The sequence below is a fragment of the Flaviramulus aquimarinus genome (assembly GCF_039543205.1).
Classification (GTDB): Bacteria; Bacteroidota; Bacteroidia; order Flavobacteriales; family Flavobacteriaceae; genus Flaviramulus_B; species Flaviramulus_B aquimarinus.
Genome location: NZ_BAABJH010000007.1, coordinates 137534 through 150179 on the forward strand (window position 1 = coordinate 137534; position 12646 = coordinate 150179).

Annotated in this window: 13 protein-coding genes; 5 read left to right on the plus strand and 8 right to left on the minus strand. The window is 31.6% G+C overall.

The annotated features are described in order from the left end of the window. Nucleotides 1-5: 5 nt before the first annotated feature. On the minus strand, nucleotides 6-1220 hold the full coding sequence (locus ABD941_RS13915; protein WP_345274745.1) for an RsmB/NOP family class I SAM-dependent RNA methyltransferase: 1215 nt from the start codon (nucleotides 1218-1220) through the stop codon (nucleotides 6-8). A 99-nt stretch (nucleotides 1221-1319) separates the two neighbouring features. Between ABD941_RS13915 and ABD941_RS13920 the strand changes: the two genes are divergently transcribed. Next, entirely contained in the window at nucleotides 1320-1520 is a 201-nt protein-coding gene (locus ABD941_RS13920) for a hypothetical protein (protein ID WP_345274746.1), read from the plus strand. A gap of 102 nt (nucleotides 1521-1622) precedes the next feature. Next, nucleotides 1623-2747, plus strand: coding sequence for an oxidoreductase (locus tag ABD941_RS13925; RefSeq protein WP_345274747.1), 1125 nt, complete (start codon nucleotides 1623-1625; stop codon nucleotides 2745-2747). 12 nt (nucleotides 2748-2759) lie between these two features. Here the strand turns inward: ABD941_RS13925 and ABD941_RS13930 are convergent, their stop codons facing one another. From ABD941_RS13930 to ABD941_RS13960, 7 genes are all read right to left on the minus strand, one after another. Next, the gene (locus ABD941_RS13930) at nucleotides 2760-3203 is read right to left on the minus strand and encodes a sensor of ECF-type sigma factor (RefSeq protein WP_345274748.1); all 444 of its coding nucleotides are present in this window, start codon (nucleotides 3201-3203) and stop codon (nucleotides 2760-2762) included. Between the two features lie 11 nt (nucleotides 3204-3214). Further along, nucleotides 3215-3724 (minus strand): hypothetical protein, encoded by a 510-nt coding sequence (locus tag ABD941_RS13935; protein ID WP_345274749.1) that lies wholly within the window; start codon nucleotides 3722-3724, stop codon nucleotides 3215-3217. A 42-nt stretch (nucleotides 3725-3766) separates the two neighbouring features. Further along, on the minus strand, nucleotides 3767-4309 hold the full coding sequence (locus ABD941_RS13940) for an RNA polymerase sigma factor (RefSeq protein WP_345274750.1): 543 nt from the start codon (nucleotides 4307-4309) through the stop codon (nucleotides 3767-3769). A gap of 313 nt (nucleotides 4310-4622) precedes the next feature. Continuing rightward, nucleotides 4623-6455, minus strand: coding sequence for an ABC transporter ATP-binding protein (locus tag ABD941_RS13945; RefSeq protein WP_345274751.1), 1833 nt, complete (start codon nucleotides 6453-6455; stop codon nucleotides 4623-4625). Then, nucleotides 6455-8185, minus strand: a complete 1731-nt coding sequence (locus ABD941_RS13950; protein WP_345274752.1) for a phospho-sugar mutase — start codon at nucleotides 8183-8185, stop codon at nucleotides 6455-6457. The genes ABD941_RS13945 and ABD941_RS13950 overlap by 1 nt, the downstream gene beginning before the upstream one ends. Nucleotides 8186-8283: 98 nt before the next feature. Beyond that, a complete protein-coding gene (locus ABD941_RS13955) occupies nucleotides 8284-9234 on the minus strand; it encodes a glycosyltransferase family 2 protein (RefSeq protein WP_345274753.1) in 951 nt (316 codons plus the stop codon). Nucleotides 9235-9273: 39 nt separating this feature from the next. Next, nucleotides 9274-9804, minus strand: coding sequence for a DUF4199 domain-containing protein (locus ABD941_RS13960; RefSeq protein WP_345274754.1), 531 nt, complete (start codon nucleotides 9802-9804; stop codon nucleotides 9274-9276). Nucleotides 9805-10029: 225 nt separating this feature from the next. On the opposite strand from ABD941_RS13960, the gene ABD941_RS13965 reads away from it, so the two are divergent. The 3 genes from ABD941_RS13965 to ABD941_RS13975 all read left to right on the plus strand — a co-directional run bounded on the left by ABD941_RS13965 (nucleotide 10030) and on the right by ABD941_RS13975 (nucleotide 12621). Then, on the plus strand, nucleotides 10030-10281 hold the full coding sequence (locus ABD941_RS13965; protein ID WP_135876988.1) for a type B 50S ribosomal protein L31: 252 nt from the start codon (nucleotides 10030-10032) through the stop codon (nucleotides 10279-10281). A 144-nt stretch (nucleotides 10282-10425) separates the two neighbouring features. Then, complete coding sequence (locus ABD941_RS13970) at nucleotides 10426-11601, plus strand: GlmU family protein (RefSeq protein ID WP_345274755.1); 1176 nt, start codon at nucleotides 10426-10428, stop codon at nucleotides 11599-11601. A 105-nt stretch (nucleotides 11602-11706) separates the two neighbouring features. Continuing rightward, on the plus strand, nucleotides 11707-12621 hold the full coding sequence (locus ABD941_RS13975; RefSeq protein WP_345274756.1) for a TolB family protein: 915 nt from the start codon (nucleotides 11707-11709) through the stop codon (nucleotides 12619-12621). The last annotated feature ends 25 nt before the right edge of the window (nucleotides 12622-12646 follow it).

Below are 12646 nucleotides of genomic sequence, written 5' to 3' on the forward strand. Positions count from 1 at the left end.
TAAAACTAAGCCTTTCTTTCCAAAAGGGCCATATAAAACCCATCAAACCCAGATGTATGCGCCAATACTTTTTTATCTTTCACTAAAGTAAAGTTTGCACCTGCCTCAGAAACTAAAAAGGTTTTAACCTGTTCTTGGTTTTCAGATGGCAATACTGAGCAAGTTGCATAAACCAATTGCCCGCCAGCTTTTACCATTTTAGAATATTGTTGTAAAATGTCTTGCTGTGTGTGTTTTATTTTATCAAGAAAATCAGGTTGCAGTTTCCATTTAGCATCAGGGTTTCTGCGTAAAACTCCTAAACCAGAACATGGAGCATCAATTAAAACGCGGTCGGCTTTATCATAAAGCTTTTTTATCACTTTAGTGGATTCTATAACTCGGTTTTCGATATTATGGGCACCGTTTCGCTTGGCACGTCGTTTTAATTCATGGAGTTTATTGGCATAAATATCCATCGCAATAATTTGCCCTTTATTTTCCATTAATGACGCTAGATGTAATGTTTTTCCACCAGCACCAGCACAAGTATCTACGACCCGCATACCAGGTTTTACATTTAAAAACTCAGCCACTAGTTGTGATGAAGCATCTTGAACCTCAAAATGACCACTTTTAAATGCTTCGGTAGAAAACACATTAGCACGTTCTCGCAATTTTAAAGCATTTGGATGACCTTTTATAAACTCAGTTTCAATATCTAAATCAAATAATGCAGCTTGTAATTTTTCCTTGTTTGTTTTAAGGGTGTTTACTCTTAAAATAACATCGGCTTGTTGGTTTAATGCCGCAATTTCTTTATTCCAAATGGTATCACCTAATTCTTTTCTTCCAATCTCATCCATCCAATCTGGAATAGATTCTTTAAATCTTCTAACTTTAGAAAGCTCATCGTAGCGACCTTTGATTTTACGCAATGGTGTGCCTTCAAAATATTTCCAATCAGGTAGTTTAATTCCTTTTAAAGTGGCCCAAACGGCAAACATACGCCACAGGTTATCGCGGTCAAAAGGTTCTTTTACTTCAGCAATTTCAGCATATAAGCGTTTCCAACGTACCATGTCGTATGTGGTTTCGGCAACAAAACCTCTATCTCTAGCTCCCCAACGTTTATCGCGTTTTAAAAGTTGTTGAATAACCTTGTCGGCATACTTACCTTCGTTAAAAATTAAGGTTAAACCATCAATAACGGCAAAGCATAAATTTCTGTGTAATCGCATCGTGTGTAAATAAGGCTGCAAAGTTACGTTTTAAATGTGTATTTGATAAGTGGTTAATAACTTATTTCGTTACCTAGTGTCATTCCAGTAATTTATTTTTTGACTGAAAATGAATTTATAGAAGACATACAAAATAATAATGCTAATGCGTATGGGAAGTTGATTGACGATTTTTTGCATACCGAAAACTTTTTGTTAATAGATAAAAACAAACATATTAGAGGAATTTATAATGGTTTGAACAGGGCGTCTATTGCCCAAATGATAACAGATACCAAAGCCTTATTGTTAGAAAATTAAGAGGATAATACAAGAGGTTTGATTTGATTGATAGTTCTTTTGACTAAAAGCTTCGGGTTTATTCCTGAAGCTTTTCTATTTTTATGGAAATTTGATAATACAATGAAAAGAATAATAAATTTCGTATTGGGTATTGGTTTAATTATAGGCATAGTAAGTTTTGGTGTCACGAATAAAAATAAGCCAGTAGAAAAACCAAACAATAAAAATTTTTCTAAAGTAAAAATTGAAACTTTGATAGCAGATTCCACTTTAAATATTAGGGCTTTAGAAATAGTAAAATCAGAATTCACTTTTCCTGTTTACTTAACTTCAAAAGGAGAATTAGGAATTTTAATGCCAAATTCTACTTTTAATCATGTAGATTCTTTAAAAAATAAATCGTTTTATATTCATAAAGTTGATTTGTCAAATGATACTCTAAAATTAAATTTTAGAGCTTTAGCGATACAAAAAAATAGTGGTTACGGAATAACAATTGGTAGTCCAGCAATGCTATTCAGATTAGATGCAGATTTAGAAAAGAACAAACTAGTCTATCAAGAAAATCACCCCAATACCTTTTATGATTCTATGGATTTTTGGAATGAGCAAGAAGGCATTGCCATTGGCGACCCTACAGACGATTGTATGAGTATCATTATTACGCGAGATGGTGGTAGTACTTGGACTAAATTATCTTGTGATGTTTTACCAAAAGTCAAAGCAGGCGAAGCCGCTTTTGCAGCTAGCGACACCAATATTGCTATAGTCGGTAACCATACTTGGGTTGCCACAGGCGGAAAGGCTAGCAGGGTTTTGTATTCACCAGATAAAGGAAAAACATGGGTGATTTACAATACGCCAATTGTTCAAGGTAAGGAAACAACAGGCATGTATTCTATTGATTTTTATGATGAATTACATGGTTTTGCTATTGGAGGCGATTACACCAAACCAAACAATAATACAGCTAATAAAATCCGAACTCAAGATGGTGGAAAAACTTGGGCATTAGTTGCTGGAAATCAAAGCCCAGGCTACAGAAGTTGTGTGCAATATATTCCAAATAGAAAAGGGAAGGAGCTTGTTGCTATTGGTTTTAAGGGTATTGATTATAGTAATGATTCTGGTAGCACATGGAAACATATAAGTGATGAAGGTTTCTACACCATTCGTTTTTTAAATGATTCGGTAGCTTATGCTGCTGGTGCTGGTAGAATTTCTAAACTAACTTTTAAGGAATAAAAGAGAAAATAACTAATTGCCTTGCTCTTTTTTTCTTTTTTTATATTCATGGAGCATTTTCTTTTTAAAATCTTCTTCTACTATTTTGAGCAAAATAATTTTTTTAGAAGGAATAATACTTCTGAGCTTATTTGAAAATTCCATGCGTAAATTATGCATGCTATCTTCAGCTTTGTTAAGCCTGTTTAAAAGTTTGTCTGCTTTATCATCAGACATGGTCTCTATGTTAGTCCTTATCTCTTTACGAATGGATCTTATATCTTCAAATCGAATTTTAGAAGTTTCCTTTTCATAGGCATTGTAAACCGGCCAGAATTGTTGTGCTTCTTTTTCGGATAGGTCTAGTTTTTCAGTAATTAAAGACACTTTTAGTGCTTTTATGCGTTCTCTTTTATTATTTTGCGCCATTAGGTTTAATGACGTAAATAATAAGAAAATAAGAAGTAGTTTTTTCATTTTATATATGTTTATTCTATCATTAAAGCTTCTATATCGGCATTGTTTAATAAATAGTCTTCAATATGATCGTTGTTAAAATCATGCTCAATATTAATACTTTCTATAATTTGCTCATCACTTAGTAATGCCGCAAGTTCGTATGAGCTAATATTTTCCTCAATAATATAATTTTCAACGGTTTCAATATCTAAATTACTAAAAGAAGGGTTGTTATCAAAAATAGAAAGGTTGAATAATAATAAAATTGCAGCAGCAATACTTGAAATATAAACCAAGTTTTTTTTGCTGAATAACGAAATCAATTTTGATTCTTCTGTATTTAAAATATCCTTTGTTAGAATTTTATCATCAAAAGATTCAAAATAATTATCAGGAACTTTAAATCCCGTTTTTTTAATGGATTCTAAATGGTTTTCATTATTCAATTTACTTAAAAATTTCTCGTCAAAAGACTCAAAATAATCGTCAGGTGTTTTAAACCCTGTAGATTTAATGTTATGTAAACTGCTTTTTTTCATTATGATACTATTGCTTCTTTGACTAAAATAGGCTTAAAAGGTTTAATTATTAGTTAAATAGGTTTCAATTTTCTTTACTGCTATATGGTAAGATGCTTTTAAGGCACCTTCGCTAGTTTCTAAGATTTCGGACATATCTTTATACTTTAGATCTTCAAAATATTTCATATTAAAAACCAATTGTTGTTTTTCTGGTAATGTAGCAATGGCTTCTTGCAATTTAAGTTGAATGGTATCGCCCTCAAAGTAAACATCGGATTTTAAATTAAGTATTGCTAAGTTTTGAACCTCTTCATTACTTATTTGTAATCGTTTAGCTTTTTTATTTATAAATGTAATGGATTCGTTAGTTGCTATACGATACATCCAGGAAAATAATTTACTATCGCCTTTAAAATTATTAATGTTCTTATAAACTTTTATAAACATGTTTTGAAGTACATCATTGGCATCATCATGAGATTTTACAATATTTCGTATATGCCAATATAAACGTTCCTTATAAAGCGCTAAAAGCGCTTTAAAGGCTTGGTCTTTATGGGTTTCAGATTTTAATTGTACTAACAGTTGCGCTTCGTCGGTCACAAAAAATGTTTAGTCATTAGACTATTAAATATACTAAAAGTTTAAATCATTTTTTTTTGTTTTTCAGGCAATATGTTAATGTGTTGATATTTAGTGATTTGAAATACATTTTATCGATTAAGTGTATTTAAAATACGATTAAATGCATTTTTTCTTGCGTAGTATGTTTTTATAATATATGTTTGTATCAGAAACCTACTTATGTTGTTAGTCGTCCCCAAGTCTAACAAAAACAAAAAAAAGGATAGAAGCCCAAATCTCTATCCTTTTTTATATTTATAATAAGAACTAATTAAATAAGTTCTTATTGTTGTTATTCAAAACTTTGCATATCTACAAGCTTTTTATAAATCCCGTTTTTAGCGATAAGCTCGTTATGTTTTCCTTGTTCGGCTATTTCTCCTTTACTAAGTACAACAATTTCATCTGCACTTTGTATGGTAGATAATCTATGTGCAATAACAATAGATGTTCTATTTTTCATCATATTCTCCAAAGCGACTTGTACTAGCCGTTCGCTTTCTGTATCTAGGGCAGAGGTTGCTTCGTCTAAAACCATAATAGGTGGGCTTTTAAGAACGGCTCGTGCGATGCTTAAACGTTGTTTTTGTCCACCAGAAAGTTTATTGCCGGAATCACCAATATTGGTGTTTATGCCTTTTGGTAAATCTTTTACAAATTCCCAAGCATTGGCCACTTTTAGGGCTTCTATAATATCTTCATCTGTAGCATTATTGTTCCCAATACGTATATTGTTCTTAACCGTATCATTAAATAAAATAGAATCTTGAGTAACCAATCCCATTAAGCTTCTAAGGGAGTGTTTTGTGATACTTTTAATGTCTTTTCCATCTATTGTAATGCTTCCTTTGTTAACATCATAAAAGCGAGTTACTAAATTGGCTATTGTAGATTTTCCGCTACCAGATTGCCCAACTAATGCCACACTTTTGCCTTTTGGGATGTTAATACTAAAGTTCTTTAAAACAAATTCATTTTCATACTTAAAGGACACATTATTAAATGCTATTTTAGATTCGAAATCTAATTTCTTTATGGCATTGGGCTTGTCTTCAAGAGGGCTTTTAGTTTCTAAAATTTCAAGAACGCGCTCTGCTGCTGCATTACCACGTTTAACACTATATGTAGCTTTGCTAATAGCTTTTGCTGGTGTTAATATTTGATATGCGAGTGCCATAAAACCAATAAATGCACCTCCTGATAATGTTTTATCTATTAAAACCATACTACCGCCATACCATAACAAAATGGCAATGGTAACAATGCCAAGAAATTCACTTGTGGGTGATGCTAAATTTTGTCGATGAACTAGTTGATTAGAAAACAGAAAAAAGCGCTTAGTAGATTCGTTAAATTTTGAAATAAATTTGTTTTCAGCATTAAAACTTTTAATGACTTTTAAAGAACCTAGTGTTTCTTCTAAGGTTGATAAAAATAAACCTTGTTCTTTTTGTACGTTTTCAGAATGTTTTTTGAGTCTTTTACCAATAGCAGAAATAATGAATCCAGAAATCGGAATAAAAAGAAAGACAAAAATAGTGAGCTTTACACTAGTTAAAAACATGGCAATTATTGCAAATATAATAGTTAGTGGTTCTTTAACTATCAATTCCAGTATTGATAAAAATGATGTTTGTACTTCGTTTACATCTCCAGAAATTCTAGCTATGATATCGCCTTTACGCTTTTCAGAAAAAAAAGAAATAGGTAGTCTTAGTGTTTTTTCATAAATCTCATTTCTTAAATCTTTTAAAATTCCATTTCTTAAATAGGTAATATAATACAGCCCTAGATAATTGAATAAGTTTTTAAGCAGAAATAAGGTAATAATTATAACAACCATAAAGGTTAATGTGGCACTTGGTCCTTCAACTTCTAATTTATTTGTTACAAAAAAGTTGAAGTAATCAATAACCTTGTCTTTACTGAAATAATCAGAAAAAGTTATAAACTCAGGTTTGTTAGAAGTCTGTGAGGTTTCATTAAATAAAATATTAATCATTGGCATGAGCGATACCATAGCCAATGTGCCAAAAAGTGCATAAAAAATATTTGCTATAATATTTAAAATGGCATACCTTTTATATGGTAGTGCAAATTTTAATATCTTTTTGATATAATCCATTAAATAAGATTCATATCTCTTAAAATAGCATCAACCTTAGCGTCAAGTTTAGCTTCTACATCATCATAATCTTCTGTTGCTTGTAATGCTGTATTTACACTGACATAGAATTTGATTTTTGGTTCGGTTCCACTGGGCCTTAAAGCGACTTGACTGCCATCTTCTGTATAATAAATTAATACGTTTGATTTTGGTACTTCAATTTCGCTTTCCTCTCCTGTAATCATATTTTTTGCTATTGAAGATTCGTAATCTTCAATTTTAATGACGTTAGAGCCATTAGCAACTTTAATTGGGTTTTTGCGGGCATCAGTCATCATTTGTTTGATTTCTTCAGCACCTTCAATCCCCTTTTTTGTTAAGGACACTAATTTTTCTTTGTAACAACCATGTTCTGCATATAACTGAACAAGTTCATTGTAGAACGAACTACCATTTGATTTTGTTATAGCTGCGATTTCACAAGCTAAAAGGGTAGAAGTTACAGCGTCTTTATCACGAACAAACTCACCTACCATAAAGCCGAAACTTTCTTCGCCACCACCAATAAAGTCCAGTTCAGGGAAATCATGGATAAGTTTAGCAATCCATTTAAAACCTGTTAATACTATTTTGCTTTCTACACCATATGCTTTTGCTAGTTTGGTTAACATAGGGGTTGATACGATAGTTGATGCAATAAACTCTTTACCTTGTATTTTGCCTTCAGACTTCCATTGTTTTAACAGGAAATCGGTCATCATCAGCATGGTTTGGTTTCCGTTAAGTAGTTGTAATTCATTTTTGGAATTACGAACGGCAACACCTAATCTGTCACAATCGGGGTCGGTACCAATAACAATATCTGCATTTACTTTTTCAGCTAATTCTAAAGCCATTTTTAAAGCAGCTGGTTCTTCCGGGTTTGGTGATTTTACCGTTGGAAAATCGCCATCAGGGACTTCTTGTTCTTTTACAATATGTACATTTTTATACCCTGCGCGTTTTAAGGTTTCAGGAACTGCAGTAATTGAAGTGCCGTGAAGTGATGTAAAAACTATAGTTAAATCATCTTTAGCGCTTTGTGTTGCACCAACAGAACCATTTTCAACGGAAGCATTAATAAACACATCATCAACATCTTTTCCTATATAATGAATAAGATCATTGTTGGCTTCAAATTTAATATTAGCATAATCTAAATCATTAATCAAATTAATAACACCACTATCATGTGGTGGGACCAATTGTCCGCCATCTTGCCAATATACTTTATAACCATTATATTCTGGTGGATTATGTGATGCCGTTAAAACAATACCACAATGACAGTTTAAATGTTTTACAGCAAATGATAATTCTGGAGTTGCTCTTAAATCTTCAAACAAATAAACCTCAATACCGTTTGCAGAAAATACATCAGCTACTACTTTAGCTAAGGTTTTACTGTTATGTCTACAATCATAAGCAATAACAGCTTTTAGTGTTTCGTTAGGAAATGATTGGTATAAATAATCACTTAAGCCTTGGGTGCTTTTTCCTAAAGTGTATTTGTTTATACGATTTGTTCCTATGCCCATTATACCTCGCATACCACCTGTGCCAAATTCTAAATCCTTATAAAAGCTTTCCTGAATTTCTTTTGGGTTGTTAGCGATACTATCTTTAATAGATGCTTGTGTATTTTCATCAAAAGCAGGTGTTAGCCATGCATTTATTCTGTTTAAAATTTTTGGTTCAATGTGTATCATAAGTTGTATAATAGTAGATTGCAAAAGTAATAAATTGTGAAAGAATACCTTTTAAAAAGTTGCCCTTTTGAAAAAAATGAAACCATTTTTGATGTATTCTAACTTAAATTCAATTCATCTTTAATTAAATAACGTTTTTTGTCGGTTTTGTTACGTAAAACGATTTCGCCTAAAAAGCCAGCTACAAAAAACTGAGTTCCAATAATCATGGTAGCTAGCGAAATATAGAATTGAGGACGTTGGGTAATAAGTCGACCACCTGTGTTTAAAAATAATTTGTCAATACCTAAATATAGAGCAAATGCAAACCCAATGGCAAACATAATAAACCCTAATGCTCCAAATAAATGCATGGGACGTTTACCAAAACGCGATAAAAACCAAATAGTTATTAAGTCAAGAAAACCATGTATAAAACGGTTCATTCCAAATTTAGTAACGCCATATTTTCGTGCTTGATGTTTTACGACCTTTTCACCAATTTTTGTAAACCCTGCATTTTTAGAAAGTACGGGTATGTAACGATGCATTTCGCCATTAACATCAATATGTTTTACGACTTCAAGTTTATAGGCTTTTAAGCCACAATTAAAATCATTTAACTTAACACCCGATGTTTTTCTTGCGGCCCAATTGAATAATTTTGAAGGTAAGTTTTTTGAAATAACCGAGTCGTATCGTTTCTTTTTCCAGCCAGAAACCAAATCGAACCCATCATTTATAATCATGTTATAAAGTTCTGGAATTTCATCTGGATTATCTTGTAGATCAGCATCCATGGTAATCACCACATTGCCTAGAGCTTTTTCAAAACCGGCATGTAAAGCTTGGGATTTGCCAAAGTTTTTTAAAAACCGAATGCCTTTTACGCTTTTATTTTTTGAAGATAATTTAGAGATAATCTGCCAAGAATTATCAGTACTACCATCATCAATAAAAATAATTTCATATGTTAAATGATTGGAAAGCATCACTTTTGCAATCCAATCATGTAATTCTTGTAAAGACTCTTGTTCGTTAAGTAGTGGTATAACTACAGATATGTTCATTCAGAATTGTTTGAAAAATAATATTCAAAAATACTGAATTTATTCGGCGTCTGGATTACTTTTTTTCATTGCTGCGGCTACAATCAATCCAATTACACTAAAAAAGACAAGGTAACCAGCTAATCCTTTTGCAATGTTTCCTAAAGAATATTGGTTTTGAGATTCAATTTGTTCAACAGTTTCAGCAATAACATCAGAAGAGGAGTTAAAGCCTTCCATCATTTCAACTGTTTTTTCTATAGTTTTTTCTTTTAAAATTTCAGAAGCTTCAGGATCAATAAAATTAAATAGTAAATATGAAACAAAAGTACTAATCAATAGTCCTATAAGAACAGTTATAAAGTATGCTGTAAAAGCTTGTTTAAAAGAAGCAAAACCGTTTTGTACCTGTTTTATTTTTGCTACAGAAATAATACCTAAAACAATTATAGCTATCATGATAAATATGCCCATCCACATATTAGTCAGTAATTCTAAGTTAACAGCATAAGCAAGAACAGTTATTAAAGCTAATAATGCGCCTAAATACAAGCCATAATTTGTTGCAATAGATTTTAAAGATTTTTCCATAATATTTTAATTAATTTGTTAGTTGTTAGTTAGTAACCAAAGATAGGGAAACGTTACATTTTTATTGAAAAAGAATATATTATAATATTGTCTTGAGGTTTCCATTATAATTGTCATTACCATGGAAAAAGGAAACAAAATAAAAAACAATAAAAAGTATTGTGATTTTATAAAAAATACTTAAATTTGCACTTCCAAAATTGAAAAGAATTAAAGTATTTAGTGATGAGAAAAGGTATACACCCAGAAAATTATAGATTAGTAGCATTTAAAGATATGTCTAACGATGATGTGTTTTTAACAAAATCTACTGCAGATACTAACGAAACCCTTGAGGTTGATGGTGTTGAATATCCGTTAGTTAAAATGGAAATTTCTAGAACATCTCATCCATATTACACTGGTAAATCTAAATTAGTTGATACAGCCGGACGTATTGATAAGTTCAAAACGAAATATGCTAAGTTTAAAAAATAAACTTCTGCTTAAAAATATATTTATAAAAAGTCTTTCTACTATAGAAAGGCTTTTTTATTTTTACAAGAATCTATTTTCAACCTTCAGTTTTAAGATAAGAGTATAAAACTTTTAACTTTTAACTTTTAATTATTTTAACTTTTTATGAATTATATTCTATTTGATGGTCCTTCGCGTAATAATTTATTGCCCTTTACATTTACTAGACCAGTTGCGGATATACGTGTTGGAATTTTGACCATTAGGGAGAAATGGGAGTCTTTTTTAGAGACTACGACAACTACGATTACCGAAGATTATCTATCTGATAAATATCCGATGGTAGAAATGGATGAAAATATTATGATTAATGCATCTTATCTGCCCAATTTAGAATTGTTGGAAAAAATAAAGGGTTTAAAAGCAAACCAAGCTATTTTTAAAGATGAAGATGTGATTGCTTTTTTTACTATGGAAGCACAAGATAACATTGATTTTGATGCCTATGAAGCTATTGAGTTTAATGAATCCATTATTAAAATTGAAAACACTTGGGATATTTTTTCTAAAAATGGAGAGGCTATTCATGAGGATTTTAACTTAATAACCAAGAATAGAACATCGCAGCCTATCCCTGAAAGTAATAACTTTATAGCTGCCGAGAATATTTTTATAGAAGAAGGTGCTAAGCTTGAATTTACAACGCTTAACGCGAGCAGTGGCCCTATATATATAGGTAAACATGCCGAGATTATGGAAGGCTCAATTGTGCGCGGCCCCTTAGCATTATGTGAAAATGCTACAATAAAAATGGGAGCAAAAATTTATGGACCTACAACTGTTGGCCCTTATAGCAAGGTTGGTGGAGAAGTTAATAATTCTGTTCTTTTTGCCTACTCAAACAAAGGACACGATGGCTTTTTAGGAAATTCCGTGTTAGGCGAATGGTGTAATTTAGGAGCAGACACAAACAATTCGAATTTAAAAAACAATTATGCCGAAGTCCGTTTATGGGATTACCAAACCGAAGGTTTTGCTAAAACAGGATTACAGTTTTGCGGTCTTATGATGGGAGACCATAGTAAATGTGGTATAAATGTTATGTTTAATACAGGTACTGTTGTAGGCGTAAGTGCCAATATTTTTGGTAGTGGATTTCCAAGAAATTTTGTGCCTAGCTTTAGCTGGGGAGGCAATAGCGGTTTCACAACTTACTTGACAAAAAAAGCTTTTGAAGTAGCTAAAGTAGTGATGTCAAGACGAAGTGTTGCGTTCTCAGAACAAGACCAAGCTATTTTAGAACATGTATTTGAAGAAACTAAAAAATACAGAAGAGAGTAGTAGTTCGTATACCATTTAAATTTTCAGTATTTAAGTTTTGTATTAAGCTTTAGCCAAATTTATACTAACTAAAGATTTGTATATTTGTTTAAAGTACAACACTTTATGTTAAAAAAATTCTGTTATATCATCTTTTTAAGTGGACTGTTGAGTTTTTCTCAAGCAGAAGATTATAACGTTAAAAATTTAAAAGTAAATACCGAAAACACGCATTTTGGTTTGATGCCTTTTGGGAATGATAAAATCATTTTCACTTCATATTTTATTGATAGTAGAGGTAAAGTAAAGCGGTATGAGGGCAATCCTGTATTAACTGTTTTTGAAGGTGATTTGTCTGATGATGGAAATATCATAAATATCAGCCCCATCCAAATCGCTGGAAAAAAGGAAATTGCCGGAATTACTAGTGCTACAATATCACCAGATGGAAAATTTATATATATAACAACTCAATACACAAGAAAAAATAGGCCTAAAGGCGATTTTAAAGACACTAACTTTCATATTAAAGTTGGTGAATTTAAAGCAAGTTTAGGCTGGACTAACTTTAAAGTATTGCCTTTTTGTAAACCGAGATATTCCTATGCACACCCTACGTTAAGCCATGATGGAAAAACACTCTATTTTACTGCTAATATTAGAGGAGGAAAAGAAACAACTAAAGGAGGTTCAGATATTTTTAAGGTGGATGTTTTGGGAGAAAACAAATATGGTGAACCAAAAAACCTAGGAAGCAAAGTAAACTCGTACAGTAGAGAAATGTTTCCATTTATGAGTGCAGATAACATTCTATATTTTGCTTCAAATAGACCTAGTGGTTTTGGCGGCTTCGATATTTACAAAAGCCATATGAATGTGTCTGGAGTTTTTGAAAAAGCTGAAAAACTACCCAAACCTTTTAATAGCAAACAAGATGATTTCTCTTTAATCATGAATCCAGATAACACTTCTGGTTATTTTGTATCTAAACGAATAGGTGGAAAAGGTGATGACGATATTTATTATTTTTTAAAAATATAATGCTTTATAATCCGTTTAATTTTTT

Excerpts from the sequence above, each read along its gene's own strand:
- ABD941_RS13915 (WP_345274745.1), bottom strand. The coding sequence starts at position 1,220 with ATGCGATTACACAGAAATTTATGCTTTGCCGTTATTGATGGTTTAACC.
- ABD941_RS13925 (WP_345274747.1), top strand. The coding sequence starts at position 1,623 with ATGAAAAGAATAATAAATTTCGTATTGGGTATTGGTTTAATTATAGGC.
- ABD941_RS13930 (WP_345274748.1), bottom strand. The coding sequence starts at position 3,203 with ATGAAAAAACTACTTCTTATTTTCTTATTATTTACGTCATTAAACCTA.
- ABD941_RS13935 (WP_345274749.1), bottom strand. The coding sequence starts at position 3,724 with ATGAAAAAAAGCAGTTTACATAACATTAAATCTACAGGGTTTAAAACA.
- ABD941_RS13945 (WP_345274751.1), bottom strand. The coding sequence starts at position 6,455 with ATGGATTATATCAAAAAGATATTAAAATTTGCACTACCATATAAAAGG.
- ABD941_RS13950 (WP_345274752.1), bottom strand. The coding sequence starts at position 8,185 with ATGATACACATTGAACCAAAAATTTTAAACAGAATAAATGCATGGCTA.
- ABD941_RS13955 (WP_345274753.1), bottom strand. The coding sequence starts at position 9,234 with ATGAACATATCTGTAGTTATACCACTACTTAACGAACAAGAGTCTTTA.
- ABD941_RS13960 (WP_345274754.1), bottom strand. The coding sequence starts at position 9,804 with ATGGAAAAATCTTTAAAATCTATTGCAACAAATTATGGCTTGTATTTA.
- ABD941_RS13965 (WP_135876988.1), top strand. The coding sequence starts at position 10,030 with ATGAGAAAAGGTATACACCCAGAAAATTATAGATTAGTAGCATTTAAA.
- ABD941_RS13970 (WP_345274755.1), top strand. The coding sequence starts at position 10,426 with ATGAATTATATTCTATTTGATGGTCCTTCGCGTAATAATTTATTGCCC.
- ABD941_RS13975 (WP_345274756.1), top strand. The coding sequence starts at position 11,707 with ATGTTAAAAAAATTCTGTTATATCATCTTTTTAAGTGGACTGTTGAGT.